This window comes from Nocardia sp. NPDC052254, assembly GCF_040679495.1.
Classification (GTDB): Bacteria; Actinomycetota; Actinomycetes; order Mycobacteriales; family Mycobacteriaceae; genus Nocardia.
This window is the reverse complement of sequence record NZ_JBFAUW010000001.1, coordinates 1004394-1021661: the sequence shown is the minus strand read 5'-3', so window position 1 is coordinate 1021661 and position 17268 is coordinate 1004394. Positions and strand designations below refer to the sequence as shown.

Genomic DNA, 17268 nt, shown 5'->3' with positions numbered 1-17268 from the left:
CAGCAGATCACGAGACGGGTGCGGCGACCCAACCGGCCACGACGACCAGGCCGGTGGGCCGATGGACAGCGAGGAAGCCGAACGGCCGGTCGAAGGTCACGGCGATCTCGATCTTGCGCGTCGGCGCCGGTGGCATACCGGTCGGATCCATGGCGAAGGCATCGACCGCCGCCGCATCGAATCCTTCGGCGTCGAAGCGGGCACGGACGTTCTGGCCTGCGCCGGTCAGTGACAACGGTGCCGGCGACAGTCCCGGGAACAGGTTTCCCGACGCGGTGACCGCGGTGCGCAGACCGAACAGATCCGGTTCGTCCAGCAGATCGTGAGTGCAGTGAATATCGAACGGTGGCAGCTGAATTCGCAGGGCATCGGCCACCGCGGTGACCTCCCGCACCCGCAGTCCGGGCGCGGTGGCCTCCATCGACACCGGCCGGGCCTCGATCGAGCCGCTCAGCGCGTCCATGCCCGCCGCGAGCACCGCGGCGGGCCGGAACTCGTCCGGGCCGAGCACCAGGTGCACATCCAGGTCCGTGCTCCCACGTACCACCACTCGGGTGACCGTGGCGTCCGCGTCCAGCAGTGTGGCATCGCCCAGGGTGCTGCCGAATCGGGCGAGGGCCGGGCCACGATGGCCGCGCCATGGGCCGGTCGTGGGTTCGAGAACGTCCGCGTGGAAGGTCTGGGTCCATGCGGTGCGGGCGACGACGGCTGTCGCCAGCGCGAGCGCGGTCGACGCGTCGACATCCACCGGGAATCGCTCGATCAGGCCATCGGTGTGCCGGCGCGCCCATTCGTCGAGTCCGGCGTCGTCACGCAGCGCCGCGATCGTGGGCTGCGGCAACGATCGGGTCCAGTCGTTGTCGAGTGCGATGTCCTCGCGCACCCACACACCCAGTGCGGCGCGGACGGCATCGGTACCGGCGAGGCGATCCAGCAGAGTCGTCGCGAGCCGATGGCCGGCGTCGGTCGCGATACCCGCGGCCCCGGCGAGTTCGGTGCGAACCGGTTCGGCCGCGGTCGGTGCGAGCAGAGCCAGCAGCGGCCACACACCACATCCCGACAGCACGAAGTCATCGGATCCCGCTGCCGCGCACCACTGTCGGGTGAGCTCGTTGGCGGCTGCGACATCGGACGCGAGGCTGGACTGCATGCTGGGCGAGCCTAGTGCGTCCGCCCCGGGGGAATGCGCCCCTGCCGGGGTGTACGTGGGCGGCAGGGGCGCGCCCGAATCGGGAGATCCGGGGTGACCGGCTGGTGCCGATCCGTCCATGAGTCTGGTTCCTCGACAGCACTCGAGGTCCAGTCCGCGGTGCCGTGGTCTGCGTCACGTATGGCCGAATGTAGGTGCCGGTGGCCGGAGGTGTTGAGGGGTCCTGTCGCGGTTGTGGCATTCTTCCGGCGCGGAGTCGCCGCGTCGAGGTCGAGGAGGTACGGGATGACTGGGGCCGGCACAGCACGTCTGGCGGAACTGAGTGCCGCGCGCGCGAGCGAGGATCAGGCCTGGCAGCTGTACGACAGCCTGCCCGAGGTCGCGGTATCGGAGATCACCACCGGACGCTGGCGGGGCGAGGAGCTCGACACCGGACATCCCTGGGCCGGCGTGCTCGTCGAATCCGGCTGGTACGGAAAGCAGTTCGACTCCGCCGACGAGGTACAACCGCTGCTGTTCGCCGGTGCGGACGGGCGAGTCTTCGCGGTCGACCCACGGCGGGTCCCGCTGGGGCTCGCGGGCAGGCTCCCGACGGTGGGTTTCCGGCTGGCTCGGCGCATGCTTCCCGTGCTGCGGCCGCTGTTGCGCGCCGGTACCGCCCGGGCGCGCCTGCGAGCCGTGGAATACCGCGGCAAGAGCAGTGCCGCCATGGCCTACGACCATCTGCCGATCATCGACATCTTCCGGCGCGTCGATGAGAACACCCTGCTCGGTGTGATGGATATGCGCGGTATGACCGAACCGTACTTCTTCGTCCTGCGTCGCGACCGAGCCTGACGCCGACTCAGTCGTCCGAGCCGCTCAGGATGGCGTCGAAGCGGGCGTCGGCGGTGTCGAGCTGGTCGAGGATGTGCTGTTTGACGTGTGCGGCCAGCGGAGTGTCGGCGCGAGTGATCAGATCGCGGTAGACGCCGGTGAGCGGCCGGTACTTGGTGGCGAGCTTGTACATGACAGCCTGCTCGTCGGCGTAGAGGATGCCGACTCCGTTGTCGGTGAAGTCGGAGATCTTCACCACCCGCGCCCACGGGTCCCGCTCGAGTGCGGCGGCGACGTGTTCGCGGTATCTGATGTGCCGGTCCTCCGCGTCGGGCTCGCGGGCCGGATTGGTGACCGCCGCAACCAGGTTCGCGACCCGCGGGCCGAACTGCGCGGTGAGCGTGGCGAGTGCGGCGGTGGTCTGCTCGGCCGGCGTGGCGGTCGCGTGCGGTCCGGCGAGTTCGGCGGCGTGATCCTCGGCCGCGTCGTGCAGCAGGCCCGCTATCACCACGTCGGTGTCGTGTACCTCGTAGTGCGACACGATCCGGATGGCCACACGCAGGAGGTGATTGAGATACGGCTCCCGCCCGTAACTGTCGCTGCGATGGAGATCGGCGACGAAATCGAGCGCTGCGGTGACCCGTTCGGGATCGGGCAGTTTGCGCTCGGCCTCCAGTAGCAATCGTTGCCGCAGGCCGCTCTCGCCGTGCACATCGCTGAGCGTGTGCAACGGCATGGCCGCCAGGATTCCCGCCCCTATGGTGCCCATGGGCCCAATCTAGCGGCATGGGGTGACAGACCGGCTTCGCCGGGATGGCGGCCGCCGAAACGTCAGTGCACGCCGCGAGGACGGAACTGGATGCTGATCCGTGGGCCGACGGGGCGGCGTGTTTTCGGGACCGCGTGCTCCCAGGTGCGCTGGCACGAACCACCCATCACGATCAGATCGCCGTGCCCGAGGTGGTAGCGGATGCTGGCACCGCCACCACGAGGTCGTAACAACAGTGCCCGCGGCGCACCGACCGAGACGATCGCCACCATCGTGTCGTGGCGGGCGCCGCGGCCGCCGGTATCGCCGTGCCAGGCCACACTGTCGGCGCCGTCGCGGTAGTAGCACAGGCCCGCCGTGCGGAACGGCTCTCCGAGTTCGGCGCCGTAGTGATCGCTCAGTGCCGAACAAGCTTGCGGCAGTATGGGATCCGGCCATGGTTCGTGCTCGCCGTAGGAACGCAGGAGACGCGGTACATCGACCACCCGGTCGTACATGGGCCGCCGATCGGTGCGCCACGGAACCCCGCCCGCGAGCCGCTCGAACAGTTCCTCGGAACCGCGCAGCCAGCCGGGCAGCAGATCCACCCACGCCCCGTCGGTGAGCGTGGTGCGGCGAATTCCCGTCAGTGACCCGAGCTCGATCTCACCGAGGCCGTCGAACAGCGATCGCTGCAGCGGTGCGGACATGTGTTCGAATGTACGTTCTATCGAACACATGTTCAAGCGGCGCGCCCGTCGAAATCGTCGTCCCGGCTCTGCGGTGCCGCCGTCCGGTGCCTGGTCAGGACTCGGCGGGCAGATGTTCGCGCACGAAATCGACCACCGCGTCGGAGAATTCGTCGTTGACGTCGCTGGCGGCGGTGTGTGCGGCGCCGGTGATCTCGACGTACTCCATCGTGGGCACCAAGGCGCGGAAATCGGCGACACCCTGCTCGCTCACCACATCCGACAGCCGGCCGCGCACCAGTAGCACCGGGATGTCGAGATCGCGCGCCGCGTCCTCGAGGTCGGCGGTCTGCAATTCGATGTCCTCCGGGCGAGCCGACATCATCGCCGGATCCCAGTGCCAGTACCAGCGGCCGTCCGCGCGCAGGCGCAGATTGCGCCGCAGCCCTTCGGGGTTGCGGGGGCGGCGGCGGTGTGGCAGGTATTCGGCCACCGCGTCGGCGGCCTCGTCGAGCGATGCGAAACCCTCCGGGTGCCCGCCGAGGAAGTTCATGACGCGCTCCACGCCCTTGTGTTCGGGACGCGGCACGACATCGACCAATACCAGTCCGGCGATCCGCTCGTGACCGGGTCGTGCGGTGGCCAGCAATGCGGTCAGCCCGCCCATGCTCGCGCCGACGACGATGGCGGGGCGGTCCAGTTCGGCGAGGATGCCGAGCAGATCGGCGGTCATCGCCTCGCGGGAGTAGTCACCGTCGGGCGCCCAGTCGCTCTCGCCGTGGCCGCGGGCATCGACCAGGATCGCGTGCATGCCGACCTTGGCCAGTGCCGCACCCGATTCCTTCCACGAGTGCCGGGTCTGACCACCGCCGTGCAGGAAGATCGCCGGCGGCCCGTCGGCCGGTCCCCAGCTCTCCCCGGTCACAGTGATTCCGCCGCGGCCGCGGAAGGAAACCGGGTGCGGTTCGGTGAAGTCGGCTTCGTTGCTCACACCTCGAGCATCGCACACTTTGGTTTACGGTGTATGAAATGGTTCGGTGATCGAGACCTGCCTGGTGGTCATGCTCCGGCATCTGCGCAGGTGGTGGCGCTCACAGCTGGACCCCCGCTGCTGGGTGGCCGTACCGGCGCTGCTAGGCTCTGGCATCGACAAGACATCCTTTAACGGACCGTCCGGTGAGGCGGGGAAGGAGGTCGGCATGGCTGTGCCCGAAGACCGGGCGGCCAGGTCGAGCGCTGCCGAATACTCGCAGCGGCACGACCCGGACTGGGTTCAGGCCGGGCGTGAACTGCTGTCGCCTTCCGATGTCGGCCGCACGATCGCGCGCATGGCGCATCAGATCATCGAGAAGACCGCGCTGGATTCCGCCGATCCCGAGGCGCCGCGCGTGGTTCTCATCGGCATCCCGACCCGCGGTACCACGCTCGCCGCGCGCCTGACCGATCGGATCCAGGAGTTCAGCGGAGTGCGACCCGCTCTCGGTTCCCTCGACATCACGCTGTACCGCGACGATCTGCGCAACCGTCCGCACCGGCCGCTGGAGCGGACGTCGGTGCCCGAGGGCGGTATCGACGACGCGCTCGTCGTCCTCGTCGACGATGTGCTGTTCTCCGGGCGCAGTGTGCGTTCGGCGCTGGACGGTCTGCGGGATCTGGGACGGCCGCGGTCGGTACAGCTCGCGGTGCTGGTCGATCGCGGACACCGCGAACTGCCGATCCGCGCCGACTATGTCGGCAAGAACGTGCCCACCTCCCGGAGCGAGGACGTTTCCGTGCTGCTGACCGAGCACGACGGACGCGACGGGGTCTATCTGCATCAGGAGCAAGGATGACCGACAATTGCGCAGCCGGTCGGCGGTGCGACCGGGTGCGGGTGTCCCGCAGGACCCAGGAGGAGCGGCGGTGAGGCATCTGCTGTCGGTCACCGATCTGGACCGGACCACCGCCACCGAACTGCTCGACGACGCCCAGCGCTTCGAACAGGCCCTGCTCGGCCGCGAGGTACGCAAACTACCGACCCTGCGCGGGCGCACCGTGATGACGGTGTTCTTCGAGAACTCGACCCGCACCCGGGTCTCGTTCGAGGTCGCGGGGAAATGGATGAGCGCCGATGTCATCAACGTCAGCGCGTCGAGTTCCTCGGTGTCGAAGGGGGAGTCACTGCGCGATACCGCGCTGACCCTGCACGCGGCCGGTGCGGACGCGCTGATCGTGCGACACCCGGCCTCCGGTGCGGCCCATCAGATCGCGCGCTGGTTCGGTGAACTGGACGCCGGGTCGGGCGGTTACACCGGAACCGGTCCCGCGGTGATCAACGCCGGCGACGGGATGCACGAACACCCCACCCAGGCGCTGCTGGACGCGCTGACGCTGCGCCAGCGGCTGGGTGATCTCGAAGGTAAGCGCATCGTCATCGTCGGCGACATCCTGCACAGCCGGGTGGCTCGCTCGAATGCGTTCCTGCTCGACATCCTCGGCGCGGAGGTGGTGCTGGTGGCACCGCGGACATTGCTGCCGGTGGGGGTCGAGCAGTGGCCGGTGCAGGTCTCGCACTCGCTGGACGCGGCGCTGCCCGGCGCCGACGCGGTGATGATGCTGCGGGTACAGGCCGAACGGATGAACGGCGGATTCTTCCCGTCGGCCCGTGAGTACTCCATCGCCTACGGACTCAACGAACGGCGCATGGCGCTGCTCGACGACCAGGCCGTGGTCCTGCATCCGGGCCCCATGCTGCGCGGTATGGAAATCTCGGCGGCCGTGGCGGATTCGCCGCGCGCCGCGGTACTGCAGCAGGTGACCAACGGTGTGCACATGCGGATGGCGGTGTTGTTCCGGCTGCTGGTCGGCGCGGGGGAGGCCGTCGCATGAGCGGAGCAGGGCCGGAGGCGGCAGCTTGCGTAACCACGCAGGCCCCCGCTCGTGCGTATGGACACAGCATGAGCGGAGCAGGGCCGGAGGCGGCAGCTTGCGTAACCACGCAGGCCCCCGCTCGTGCGTATGGACACAGCATGAGCAGGAGTACTGGGTTCGATCGGGAAGGTGAGGGCGCGTGAGCGATCTGGTCATCCGGGGTGTGCGCCCCTACGGCGAGGGTGAACCCGTCGACGTGCTGGTGCGCGACGGCGTCATCGTCGCAGTGGGTGCCCGTGCGGCTGGAGCCGTCGACGGGGTCACCGCCGACGAGGACGCCGAGGTGCTCGACGGGGACGGGCGGATTCTGCTGCCGGGCTTCGTCGATCTGCACACGCACCTGCGCGAACCGGGCCGCGAAGACACCGAGACCATCGAAACGGGCTCGGCCGCCGCCGCATTGGGTGGTTACACCGCGGTGTTCGCGATGGCCAACACCGATCCGGTCGCCGATACCGCGGTGGTCACCGATCATGTGTGGCGGCGTGGGCAGGAGGTCGGCCTGGTCGACGTCCACCCGGTCGGCGCGGTGACGGTGGGCCTGGCCGGAAGACAACTCGCCGAGATGGGCACCATGGCCGCCGGTGACGCCCGCGTCCGGATCTTCTCCGACGACGGCAAATGCGTCTACGACCCGCTGATCATGCGGCGAGCCCTGGAGTACGCGAAATCCCTCGATGTACTGATCGCCCAGCATGCCGAGGAACCGCGGCTGACCGAGGGTGCGATCGCGCACGAGGGCCCGAACGCCGCCCGGCTGGGTCTGGCCGGCTGGCCGCGTGCGGCCGAGGAGTCCATCGTGGCCCGCGATGCGCTGCTGGCCCGCGATGCCGGTGCCCGGGTGCACATCTGTCACGCCTCCACCTCCGGAACCGTGGAGCTGGTGAAATGGGCCAAGGGGCAGGGGATTTCGATCACCGCCGAGGTGACCCCGCATCATCTGCTGCTCGACGATTCCCGGCTCGAGACCTACGACGCGGTCAACAAGGTCAATCCGCCGCTGCGTGAGGCCGGTGACGCACAGGCGCTGCGCCGGGCGATCGCCGAGGGTGTGATCGACTGCGTCGCCACCGATCACGCGCCGCATGCCGAGCAGGAGAAGTGCTGCGAATTCGCGGCGGCTCGCCCGGGCATGCTCGGACTGGAGACCGCGCTGTCGATCGTGGTCCAGACCCTGGTCGGTCCGGGGTTGCTCGATTGGCGTGGCGTGGCGCGGGTGATGAGTGAGAATCCGGCCCGCATCGCGGGGCTCGACGATCAGGGCCGGCCGATCGCGGTCGGTGAACCCGCGAACCTGACGCTGGTGGATCCCGACGCGTCCTGGACGGTGCGCGGTCGCGAGCTGGCCAGCATCTCCGGCAATACTCCCTACGAGGCGATGACTCTGCCCGCGAAGGTTGCCGCCACTGTGCTGCGCGGGCGGATCACCGCCCGTGACGGGAAGCCGAACATCACACGGGCCGGGAGAGTGGGGTCGTAATGGAGCGAGTGCTGTGGGTGATCGGTCTGGCGGCGCTGTTCGTGCTGCTGCTGTGGCTGATGTATCGGTCGTGGGTGAAGCGGGCCCGTAAGCAGGCGTCCTCGGTGGGCGAGCTGCCGGCGGTGCCCGCGGAGCTGGGTGCGCAGGTCCTGGAACCGACCACGGGCCTCTATACGGGGACGACGCTCGCACCGAGCTGGCAGAACCGGATCGTGGTCGGGGATCTGGGATTCCGGGCCACGGCCGAGCTGACCCGATTCGAACGCGGGATCCTGCTGGAGCGCGACGGTGCGGAGGTGATCTGGATTCCACAGGAGTCCATCACGGTCGTGCGCACCGAACGCGGCCACGCGGGCAAGGTGATGACCGACAATGGTGTGCTGGTCATTCGCTGGAAACTGCCGACCGGAACCGAGGTGGACACCGGGTTCCGCGGCGACGACAAGACGGTATATCCGGCCTGGACGGCCGTATCCGGGGCCGGGAAGTCCGGCACGGCGACAGAGGACGAGGTGAACGAATGAGCGACCGCGCCGCGGTGATGGTGCTCGAGGACGGGAAGGTGTTCCGAGGCCGGCGGTTCGGCGCCGAGGGGCAGACGCTGGGAGAGGCGGTGTTCTGCACCGCGATGACCGGCTATCAGGAAACCCTGACCGACCCCAGCTACCACCGTCAGATCGTGGTGGCCACCGCCCCGCAGATCGGCAACACCGGCTGGAACGACGAGGACGACGAGTCGGGCCGGATCTGGGTGGCCGGATATGCGGTGCGCGACCCCGCCAAGCGGGCCTCCAACTGGCGTGCCACGACCACCCTGCAGGACGAACTGGAACGCCAGAACATCGTCGGCATCTCCGGTATCGACACCCGTGCGCTGGTCCGCCATCTGCGGACCCGTGGGTCGATGAAGGCGGGCATCTTCAGCGGTGACGCCGCCGATGCCGCGGCGGAGGAATTGCTGGGCCGGGTCACCGGTCAGCCGTCGATGCTGGGCGCGGATCTGGCCGGTGAGGTGTCCACCGACAACGTCTACACCATCGAACCCACAGGTGAGCACCGGTTCACCGTGGTCGCGGTCGATCTGGGGATCAAGACCAACACACCGCGCATGTTCGCCGAGCGCGGGATGCGGGTGCACGTGGTGCCGTCCGGGGTCACCCTGGATCAGATCAAGGAACTGAAGCCCGACGGTGTGTTCCTGTCCAACGGCCCGGGCGACCCGGCCACTCAGGACGATGCGGTGGAGCTCACCAAAGCCGTTCTGGGCGAAGGACTTCCGCTGTTCGGAATCTGCTTCGGCAACCAGATCCTCGGCCGCGCGCTGGGACTGAAGACCTACAAGATGAAGTTCGGCCACCGCGGCATCAACATCCCGGTCGTCGACCATGCCACCGGCGCGATCTCGATCACCGCACAGAACCACGGCTTCGCCCTCGAAGGTGCGGCGGGCCAGCGGTTCGACACCCCCTTCGGCACGGCCGAGGTCAGCCACACCTGCGCCAACGACGGCACCGTCGAGGGCGTGCGTCTGGTGGACGGGCGCGCGTTCTCGGTGCAGTACCACCCCGAGGCCGCCGCCGGTCCGCACGATGCCGCCTATCTGTTCGACCGCTTCGCGGCTTCGATGGAGTCCGCCGGCCTGAAAGAGGGAGTCTGATGCCCCGCCGCAACGACCTGCAGCACATCCTGGTGATCGGCTCGGGCCCGATCGTCATCGGACAGGCCTGCGAATTCGACTACTCCGGTACCCAGGCGTGCCGGGTGCTGCGGTCGGAGGGTCTGCGGGTCTCGCTGGTGAACTCCAACCCGGCCACGATCATGACCGACCCGGAGTTCGCCGACTCCACCTACGTCGAGCCGATCACGTGGGAATTCGTGGAGAAGGTCATCGCCGCCCAGCAGGCGAAGGGCGCGCCGATCGATGCCGTGCTGGCGACTCTGGGCGGGCAGACGGCACTGAACACCGCGGTCGCCCTGCACGAGAACGGAATCCTGGAGAAGTACGGCGTCGAGCTGATCGGCGCCGATTTCGAGGCCATCCAGCGCGGTGAGGATCGGCAGAAGTTCAAGGACATCGTCGCCAAGGTCGGCGGCGAGTCCGCGCGGTCCAAGGTCTGCTACACGATGGACGAGGTCCGCGAGACCGTCGCCGAACTCGGCTTCCCGGTCGTCGTGCGGCCGTCGTTCACCATGGGTGGCCTGGGCTCGGGCATGGCCTACAACGACGAGGATCTCGATCGCATCGCCGGCGGCGGCCTGGCCGCCTCGCCCACCGCGAACGTGCTCATCGAAGAGTCCATTCTGGGCTGGAAGGAATACGAGCTCGAGCTGATGCGCGACGGCCGCGACAACGTGGTCATCGTCTGCTCGATCGAGAACGTGGACCCGATGGGTGTGCACACCGGTGACTCGGTGACCGTCGCTCCGGCCATGACCCTCACCGACCGCGAATATCAGAAGATGCGCGATCTCGGTATCGACATCCTGCGCGAGGTGGGCGTCGACACCGGTGGCTGCAACATCCAGTTCGCGGTGGACCCGCGCGACGGCCGCCTGATCGTCATCGAGATGAACCCCCGCGTCTCGCGCTCGTCGGCATTGGCCTCCAAGGCAACGGGATTCCCGATCGCCAAGATCGCCGCCAAGCTCGCGATCGGCTACACGCTCGACGAGATCGTCAACGACATCACCAAGGAAACCCCGGCCTGTTTCGAGCCGACCCTGGACTATGTCGTGGTGAAGGCGCCGCGCTTCGCCTTCGAGAAGTTCCCGGGCGCCGATCCGACGCTGACCACCACGATGAAGTCGGTCGGTGAGGCGATGAGCCTGGGCCGCAACTTCTCCGAGGCGCTGGGCAAGGTCCTGCGCTCGCTCGAGACCAAGGCCGCCGGCTTCTGGACCCAGCCCGACGGGCGCTGGACCGATGTCGCCGAGATCCTCGCCGATCTGCGGGTCCCGATCGAGGGCCGGCTCTATCAGGTGGAGCGGGCGTTGCGGCTGGGCGCGAGCATCGAAGAGGTCGCCGAGGCATCCGGTATCGACCCGTGGTTCGTGGCCGAGATCGCCGGACTGGTCGAGTTGCGCGGTGAGATCGCGCAGGCGCCGGTGCTGGACGAGACGCTGCTGCGCTACGCCAAGTACAACGGCCTGTCCGATCGCCAGATCTCGGTGCTGCGCCCGGAACTGGCCGGGGAGAACGGCGTCCGCGAGTTGCGGCACCGGCTCGGTATCCGGCCGGTGTACAAGACCGTGGACACCTGCGCGGCCGAGTTCGAGGCCAAGACGCCTTATCACTACTCGACCTACGAGCTCGATCCCGCCGCCGAGACCGAGGTGGCCCCGCAGCCCGATCGCGAGAAGGTGATCATCCTCGGCTCCGGGCCCAACCGCATCGGGCAGGGCATCGAATTCGACTACTCGTGTGTGCACGCCGCGCAGACGCTGTCGGAGGCCGGATACGAGACCGTCATGGTCAACTGCAACCCGGAGACGGTGTCCACCGACTACGACACCGCCGATCGTCTCTACTTCGAGCCGCTGACCTTCGAGGACGTCCTCGAGGTGTACCACTCCGAATCGGAGTCGGGCCGGGTTGCCGGTGTGATCGTGCAGCTCGGTGGCCAGACCCCGCTGGGGCTGGCGCAACGGCTCACCGACGCGGGCGTGCCCGTGGTCGGTACCTCGGCGGCGGCGATCGACCTGGCCGAGGATCGCGGCGAATTCGGGCAGGTGCTGGTCGAGGCCGGTCTGCCCGCGCCGAAGTACGGTACCGCCACCACGTTCGCGCAGGCCAAGGAGATCGCGGCCGGGATCGGGTACCCGGTGCTGGTCCGCCCGTCCTATGTGCTGGGCGGGCGCGGTATGGAGATCGTGTACGACGAGTCCTCGCTCGAGGGCTACATCTCCCGTGCCACCGAACTGAGCCCCGAACATCCGGTGCTGGTCGACCGCTTCCTGGAAGACGCCATCGAGATCGATGTGGACGCGCTGTGCGACGGCGAGGAGGTCTATCTCGGCGGGGTCATGGAGCACATCGAGGAAGCCGGTATCCACTCCGGCGACTCGGCGTGCGCGCTGCCGCCGATCACGCTGGGGCGCAGCGATATCGAGTCGGTGCGTCGCTCGACGGCCGCGTTGGCCGAGGGCATCGGCGTCAAGGGCCTGTTGAACGTGCAGTACGCGCTCAAGGACGATGTGCTGTACGTGCTCGAGGCCAATCCGCGTGCCAGCCGGACGGTTCCGTTCGTGTCCAAGGCCACGGGCGTGCAGCTGGCCAAGGCCGCCGCACGGGTCATGCTGGGCACCAGCATCGCCCAGCTGCGCAAGGAAGGGATCCTCCCGGCCGAGGGCGATGGCGGGCACGCGCCGATGGACGCCCCGGTCGCGGTCAAGGAGGCGGTGCTGCAGTTCCATCGGTTCCGTCGCCCGGACGGGACGGGCGTGGATTCGCTGCTCTCGCCGGAGATGAAGTCCACCGGTGAGGTGATGGGTATCGACACCGATTTCGGTACCGCCTTCGCCAAGAGTCAGTCCGCGGCCTACGGTTCACTGCCGACCGAGGGCACGGTGTTCGTGTCGATCGCCAACCGCGACAAGCGCGCGATGGTGTTTCCGGTCAAGCGGCTGCACGATCTGGGCTTCCGGATCCTGGCCACCGAAGGAACCGCGGAGATGTTGCGGCGCAACGGGATCCCGTGCGAGCGGGTGCGCAAGCACTCCGAGCCGGAGCGTGCGGAGGGGCGCGCGGGCGCCGGTGCGGTTTCCGGTACCGACACCACCCCGATGCCGTCGATCGTCGACCAGATCAAGGACGGTGAGATCGACATCGTGTTCAACACGCCATACGGTAATTCCGGTCCCCGTGTCGACGGCTACGAAATTCGTACCGCCGCGGTGGGAGCCAATATTCCGTGCATCACGACGGTGCAGGGCGCGGCCGCGGCCGTGCAGGGTATCGAAGCAACCATCCACGGCGGTATCGGTGTGCGGTCTCTGCAGGAGCTGCACGCCGTATTGCGCGGCCAAGAGGAGAGGTAGACAACGGTGGGAGCCATCGGTTTCGGCGCGGGTGCCCGGCCCCCAGGGGCGGGCCGGTCGGCGTCTCGGCGGATACGAGGTATCGGTGCGGGCGAATTCGCGCCGCCCGGTGGTGGTGACGTCCGCCGGATGCGCAACGTCGGCGGCTACAGCACGGTCGGTTTCCGGGTGATTCCGCCGATCGGCCGCAAGCCGGCCCCGGAGGACTTCGACGCGGACGCGCTGACCGACGCCCTCCTGGCCCGTGCCGACGAGGTGCTGGCCCGTGCCGACGAGGTGCTCGCGGGCGCCGAATCGGCGGGCGAACCGGAGGCCGCCGCCGAGGCTGCCCCACCGGCGCCCAACGGAGACGAGCTGGCCGGGGCCGGGGCGCGCCGGTGACGCCGTTCGGCGCACGACTGGCGGCGGCGATGGCCGGTCTCGGCCCGCTGTGCGCCGGAATCGACCCCCATCCGCAGTTGCTGCGCGACTGGGGGCTGGGCACCGACATCGAGGGTCTGAAGCGGTTCGCCGACCTCTGTGTCGAGGTTTTCGCGGGGCGGGTGGCGCTGGTGAAGCCACAGGTCGCCTTCTTCGAGGAATACGGCTCCGGCGGAGTCGTCGTGCTCGAGGACACCATCGCCGCGCTGCGGGCGGCGGGGACGCTGGTGCTGGCCGACGCCAAGCGCGGCGACATCGGCTCGACGATGGCCGCCTACGCCCGCGCCTGGCTCGGTGACGGTCCGCTGGCCAGCGATGCGGTGACGGTGTCGCCGTATCTGGGATTCGGTGCGCTCGCGCCGGCGTTGGACGCCGCACAGGCGGCCGGTCGTGGTGTGTTCGTCCTGGCCGCCACCTCCAATCCGGAGGCGGCCGCCCTGCAGCGCAGTACCGGTGCCGACGGGCGCAGCGTCGCCCAGGTCATGATCGACGAGGCCGCCGACCGCAATGCCGGTGCGGAGTTCGGGTCGGTCGGTGTGGTCGTCGGGGCGACGGTCACCGAACCGGTCGACGTGAGCAAACTCAACGGACCGATTCTGATGCCCGGCGTCGGAGCCCAGGGCGGGGGCGCCGAGACGATTCGCGCCCTGATCCCCGCCGCGCAACTGGCGTTCGTGGTGCCGAACGTCTCGCGCGAACTGCTCGGCAGTGGTCCGTCGGTGGCCGCCATGCGCACGAAGATGCACAAACTCGTCGACGAGTTCGCCTTCCTGCAGTCCTGAATCCGGTCGCCGGTCCGAGACGTCTCCGTTTCGGGCGGGCGACCGGTTCGCTTTTCCGTCGATCCGATGTCGCTGTGCACCGGTGTGAGCTCTCCGTGGCGCTCGGGCGGTAATGAGTTACGCCCCTGTGTTTTTCCGGTTCAGTGACCCTTCCGGGGCGCCGTACGGGCCATGTCTGCGGCCGGTTCGAAAGGTTCCGCGACGGCTCGTCGTCGGTCCCGAGTGTGCGACACGCTGATGCAAAAAATCGCGACACGCGGATAATTTTCAGAAAGTTCCAGGTCGCGCGATTACGGGTCGGTTACGGTCGCTTCGGGTCGACCCCGTGACCTCGCAGAACCCGGGTCGATCGGTAAAACCGCAGGCCACCGGCCTGCGAGCCGATTCGGTAGCCGGGTCGCCGACGAGGGCCGGAATCGGCCCGGTGACCGGCCGCAACCGCATGCCGGATGCCCGAATCGGGCGCTGACCTGGGGGGTGGGTTCGCAATCGGCGAGCCGCGTGGGTACGGTCGCTGAGACCGCCGGGTTACCGGCGGGAGATCTAGCAATGAACGATGAGACGGAGGAACCGTGGCCCTTCCCCAGCTGACTGACGAGCAGCGCGCCGCTGCTCTGGAGAAGGCGGCTGCCGCTCGCCGCGCTCGGGCAGAGCTCAAGGAGCGCTTGAAGCGTGGCGGCACTGACCTGAAGACGGTCCTGAAGGACGCCGAGTCCGATGAGGTCCTCGGCAAGATGAAGGTATCCGCGCTGCTGGAGGCCCTGCCCAAGGTTGGCAAGGTCAAGGCGGCCGAGATCATGAGCGAGCTGGAGATCGCGCCGACCCGCCGACTGCGGGGCCTGGGCGACCGGCAGCGCAAGGCGCTGCTGGCGAAGTTCGACTTCGAAGCCTGATCCGAGGGTGGTCGAACACACTCAGAAGGGTCGGCTGGTTGTACTGGTCGGCCCCTCGGCCGTAGGCAAGTCCACCGTGGTCCGCTGTGTCCGGGAACGACTGCCGGAACTGGTTTTCAGTGTGTCGGCCACCACCCGGGCCCCCCGGCCCGGTGAGGTCGACGGCCGTGACTACCGGTTCGTCACCCGAGCCGACTTCGACACGATGATCGAAGACGGTGAACTACTCGAATGGGCCGATATCCACGGCGGCCTGCAACGGTCGGGAACCCCGGCCGCACCGGTGAAGGCGGCGCTGGCCGCCGGGAAACCGGTTCTCGTGGAAGTGGACCTCGTCGGCGCCCGCTCGGTGAAAGCGGCGATGCCCGAGGCACTGCTGGTCTTTCTGGCCCCGCCCAGCTGGGACGAACTCGTCGCCCGGCTCACCGGCCGCGGCACCGAATCACCCGAGGTGATCGAGCGCCGGCTGGCCACAGCGCGGACCGAACTCGCCGCCTGTGACGAGTTCGACATCGTGATCGTGAACGACGACGTGACAACGGCATGTGAGCAGTTGGTATCGTTGTTCGTTAGCACAAATTCGAGATGATCTCCGAGACGATCGCTGCCGATCCGCGCGAACCTCTCGAACTTCTCGATCAGCAACGCCCCATCGACCCGCAGGAGCCTCCTCAGTGAGCGATACCAAGACCGTGCCCGCGTACGACACCCCGGTCGGCCTCACCAACCCGCCGATCGACGAGCTGCTCGAGCGCACGTCGTCCAAGTACGCGCTGGTCATCTACGCGGCCAAGCGCGCGCGTCAGATCAACGACTACTACAACCAGCTCGGCGACGGCATCCTCGAGTACGTCGGCCCGCTCGTCGAGCCGGGTCTGCAGGAGAAGCCGCTGTCGGTGGCGATGCGTGAGATCCACTCCGATCTGCTCGAGCACACCGAGGGCGAGTGACCTTGCGGTAACGCCGCCCACCTCCACCGGACCGAAGAGGCTTGATTCAGATGCGAATCGTTGTCGGCGTGGGCGGCGGGATCGCCGCCTACAAGGCGTGCTCGCTGGTACGCAAGTTCACCGAGACCGGGCACGACGTCCGGGTGATCCCCACCGAGTCCGCGCTGCAGTTCGTCGGTAAGGCCACCTTCGAGGCACTGTCGGGCAATCCCGTGCACACCGGTGTGTTCGCCGATGTGCCCGAGGTGCCGCATGTGCGTATCGGCCAGGAGGCCGATCTGGTGGTCATCGCGCCCGCGACCGCCGATCTGATGGCGCGCGCGGCCTCCGGTCGCGCCGACGACCTGCTCACCGCCACGCTGCTGACCGCTCGATGTCCGGTGGTGTTCGCACCCGCCATGCATACCGAGATGTGGGAGCACCCGGCCACGAAGGCCAATGTCGCCACCCTGCGCGCGCACGGCGCCACCGTGATGGAGCCCGCCTCCGGGCGGCTCACCGGTGCCGATACGGGTCCGGGCCGGCTGCCCGAGCCGGAGGAGATCTTCGCACTGGCCTCGCTGCTGCTGGAACGTCCCGATGCGCTGCCCCGGGATCTGGAGGGCCGGCGAGTGGTCATCTCCGCCGGTGGTACCCGGGAGCCGCTGGATCCGGTGCGTTTCCTCGGTAATCGCAGTTCCGGTAAGCAGGGGTACGCCATGGCTCGGGTCGCCGCCCAGCGCGGCGCTCAGGTCACCCTGATCGCGGGAAATACCATCGGCCTCGAACCGCCCGCCTCGGTGGAGGTGGTGCAGGTGACGACCGCCGAGCAGATGGGCACCGCGGTCGACAAGCATTCGGTCGGCGCGGACGCCGTCATCATGGCTGCCGCGGTCGCCGATTTCCGCCCCACCAATGTCGCGGCCGCGAAAATCAAAAAGGGTGCGCACGAGCCGAATTCGATCGAGCTCACGAAGAATCGCGACATCCTGGCCGGCCTGGTCCAGGCGCGCCGCGACGGGCAGCTGCCCGGCCTGGCGATCGTCGGCTTCGCCGCCGAGACCGGTGACGAACAGGGCGATGTGCTGACCCACGCGCGCTCGAAACTGGCCCGCAAGGGCTGCGACCTGCTGGTTGTCAATGCGGTCGGGGAGGGTAAGGCTTTCGAGGTCGACAACAACGACGGCTGGCTGCTCGGCGCCGACGGCACCGAACAATCGCTCGACCACGGTTCCAAGGCGCTGCTGGCGAGCCGAGTCCTCGATGCGCTGGGTCCGCTGTTGCGCTGAGCCGCAATTGGTTCCGGTGAACCGCCGCCGACCTGTGGCGATGCCGCCCGCGACGGCGTGCGTCGCCCGGGGGCGCGGGCCCCGGGTCGCGACGTGCGGCCCACTCGTGGGAATGTTTGGAATAG

At 68.4% G+C, this 17268-nt stretch carries 17 protein-coding genes; 13 read left to right on the top strand and 4 right to left on the bottom strand.

Annotated elements, in window-relative coordinates:
- Nucleotides 1-7: 7 nt before the first annotated feature.
- Complete coding sequence (locus AB0L57_RS04565; RefSeq protein WP_364956989.1) at nt 8-1150, bottom strand: serpin family protein; 1143 nt, start codon at nt 1148-1150, stop codon at nt 8-10.
- Nucleotides 1151-1435: 285 nt separating this feature from the next.
- On the opposite strand from AB0L57_RS04565, the gene AB0L57_RS04560 reads away from it, so the two are divergent.
- Entirely contained in the window at nt 1436-1987 is a 552-nt protein-coding gene (locus AB0L57_RS04560) for a DUF4334 domain-containing protein (RefSeq protein WP_364956986.1), read from the top strand.
- A gap of 7 nt (nt 1988-1994) precedes the next feature.
- On the opposite strand, the gene AB0L57_RS04555 is transcribed toward AB0L57_RS04560, so the two are convergent.
- From AB0L57_RS04555 to AB0L57_RS04545, 3 genes are all read right to left on the bottom strand, one after another.
- The gene (locus tag AB0L57_RS04555; protein ID WP_364956984.1) at nt 1995-2735 is read right to left on the bottom strand and encodes an HD domain-containing protein; all 741 of its coding nucleotides are present in this window, start codon (nt 2733-2735) and stop codon (nt 1995-1997) included.
- A gap of 62 nt (nt 2736-2797) precedes the next feature.
- The gene (locus AB0L57_RS04550) at nt 2798-3424 is read right to left on the bottom strand and encodes an alpha-ketoglutarate-dependent dioxygenase AlkB (RefSeq protein ID WP_364956981.1); all 627 of its coding nucleotides are present in this window, start codon (nt 3422-3424) and stop codon (nt 2798-2800) included.
- 94 nt (nt 3425-3518) lie between these two features.
- On the bottom strand, nt 3519-4394 hold the full coding sequence (locus AB0L57_RS04545; protein WP_364956979.1) for an alpha/beta hydrolase: 876 nt from the start codon (nt 4392-4394) through the stop codon (nt 3519-3521).
- A 208-nt stretch (nt 4395-4602) separates the two neighbouring features.
- Here AB0L57_RS04545 and pyrR point away from each other — a divergent pair, with 208 nt between their 5' ends.
- From pyrR to coaBC, 12 genes are all read left to right on the top strand, one after another.
- Nucleotides 4603-5235, top strand: coding sequence for a bifunctional pyr operon transcriptional regulator/uracil phosphoribosyltransferase PyrR (gene pyrR, locus AB0L57_RS04540; protein ID WP_364956977.1), 633 nt, complete (start codon nt 4603-4605; stop codon nt 5233-5235).
- A 70-nt stretch (nt 5236-5305) separates the two neighbouring features.
- Nucleotides 5306-6271: an aspartate carbamoyltransferase catalytic subunit gene (locus tag AB0L57_RS04535; RefSeq protein ID WP_364956975.1), complete on the top strand. Its 966-nt coding sequence runs from the start codon at nt 5306-5308 to the stop codon at nt 6269-6271.
- A 181-nt stretch (nt 6272-6452) separates the two neighbouring features.
- Nucleotides 6453-7793 (top strand): dihydroorotase, encoded by a 1341-nt coding sequence (locus AB0L57_RS04530; RefSeq protein WP_364956972.1) that lies wholly within the window; start codon nt 6453-6455, stop codon nt 7791-7793.
- Nucleotides 7793-8317 carry a transporter gene (locus AB0L57_RS04525; protein WP_364956969.1) on the top strand — a complete coding sequence of 175 codons (525 nt, stop codon included), beginning with the start codon at nt 7793-7795 and terminating at the stop codon, nt 8315-8317. The genes AB0L57_RS04530 and AB0L57_RS04525 overlap by 1 nt, the downstream gene beginning before the upstream one ends.
- Nucleotides 8314-9450 carry a glutamine-hydrolyzing carbamoyl-phosphate synthase small subunit gene (carA, locus tag AB0L57_RS04520; RefSeq protein WP_364956966.1) on the top strand — a complete coding sequence of 379 codons (1137 nt, stop codon included), beginning with the start codon at nt 8314-8316 and terminating at the stop codon, nt 9448-9450. The genes AB0L57_RS04525 and carA overlap by 4 nt, the downstream gene beginning before the upstream one ends.
- A complete protein-coding gene (gene carB / locus AB0L57_RS04515; RefSeq protein ID WP_364956963.1) occupies nt 9450-12830 on the top strand; it encodes a carbamoyl-phosphate synthase large subunit in 3381 nt (1126 codons plus the stop codon). The genes carA and carB overlap by 1 nt, the downstream gene beginning before the upstream one ends.
- Nucleotides 12831-12836: 6 nt before the next feature.
- Nucleotides 12837-13211, top strand: a complete 375-nt coding sequence (locus tag AB0L57_RS04510; RefSeq protein ID WP_364956960.1) for a hypothetical protein — start codon at nt 12837-12839, stop codon at nt 13209-13211.
- Nucleotides 13208-14032 carry an orotidine-5'-phosphate decarboxylase gene (gene pyrF, locus AB0L57_RS04505; RefSeq protein ID WP_364956957.1) on the top strand — a complete coding sequence of 275 codons (825 nt, stop codon included), beginning with the start codon at nt 13208-13210 and terminating at the stop codon, nt 14030-14032. The genes AB0L57_RS04510 and pyrF overlap by 4 nt, the downstream gene beginning before the upstream one ends.
- A 572-nt stretch (nt 14033-14604) precedes the next feature.
- Nucleotides 14605-14925 carry an integration host factor, actinobacterial type gene (gene mihF / locus AB0L57_RS04500; protein WP_025350706.1) on the top strand — a complete coding sequence of 107 codons (321 nt, stop codon included), beginning with the start codon at nt 14605-14607 and terminating at the stop codon, nt 14923-14925.
- A gap of 7 nt (nt 14926-14932) precedes the next feature.
- Entirely contained in the window at nt 14933-15514 is a 582-nt protein-coding gene (gene gmk, locus AB0L57_RS04495) for a guanylate kinase (protein ID WP_364956953.1), read from the top strand.
- Between the two features lie 85 nt (nt 15515-15599).
- On the top strand, nt 15600-15875 hold the full coding sequence (gene rpoZ, locus AB0L57_RS04490) for a DNA-directed RNA polymerase subunit omega (RefSeq protein ID WP_025350704.1): 276 nt from the start codon (nt 15600-15602) through the stop codon (nt 15873-15875).
- A 50-nt stretch (nt 15876-15925) separates the two neighbouring features.
- Entirely contained in the window at nt 15926-17143 is a 1218-nt protein-coding gene (coaBC, locus tag AB0L57_RS04485; protein ID WP_364956948.1) for a bifunctional phosphopantothenoylcysteine decarboxylase/phosphopantothenate--cysteine ligase CoaBC, read from the top strand.
- The last annotated feature ends 125 nt before the right edge of the window (nt 17144-17268 follow it).

Coding starts and splice junctions, on each gene's coding strand:
- pyrR (WP_364956977.1), top strand. CDS start 4,603: ATGGCTGTGCCCGAAGACCGGGCGGCCAGGTCGAGCGCTGCCGAATAC.
- AB0L57_RS04565 (WP_364956989.1), bottom strand. CDS start 1,150: ATGCAGTCCAGCCTCGCGTCCGATGTCGCAGCCGCCAACGAGCTCACC.
- carB (WP_364956963.1), top strand. CDS start 9,450: ATGCCCCGCCGCAACGACCTGCAGCACATCCTGGTGATCGGCTCGGGC.
- carA (WP_364956966.1), top strand. CDS start 8,314: ATGAGCGACCGCGCCGCGGTGATGGTGCTCGAGGACGGGAAGGTGTTC.
- AB0L57_RS04550 (WP_364956981.1), bottom strand. CDS start 3,424: ATGTCCGCACCGCTGCAGCGATCGCTGTTCGACGGCCTCGGTGAGATC.
- AB0L57_RS04555 (WP_364956984.1), bottom strand. CDS start 2,735: ATGGGCACCATAGGGGCGGGAATCCTGGCGGCCATGCCGTTGCACACG.
- coaBC (WP_364956948.1), top strand. CDS start 15,926: ATGCGAATCGTTGTCGGCGTGGGCGGCGGGATCGCCGCCTACAAGGCG.
- AB0L57_RS04560 (WP_364956986.1), top strand. CDS start 1,436: ATGACTGGGGCCGGCACAGCACGTCTGGCGGAACTGAGTGCCGCGCGC.
- AB0L57_RS04525 (WP_364956969.1), top strand. CDS start 7,793: ATGGAGCGAGTGCTGTGGGTGATCGGTCTGGCGGCGCTGTTCGTGCTG.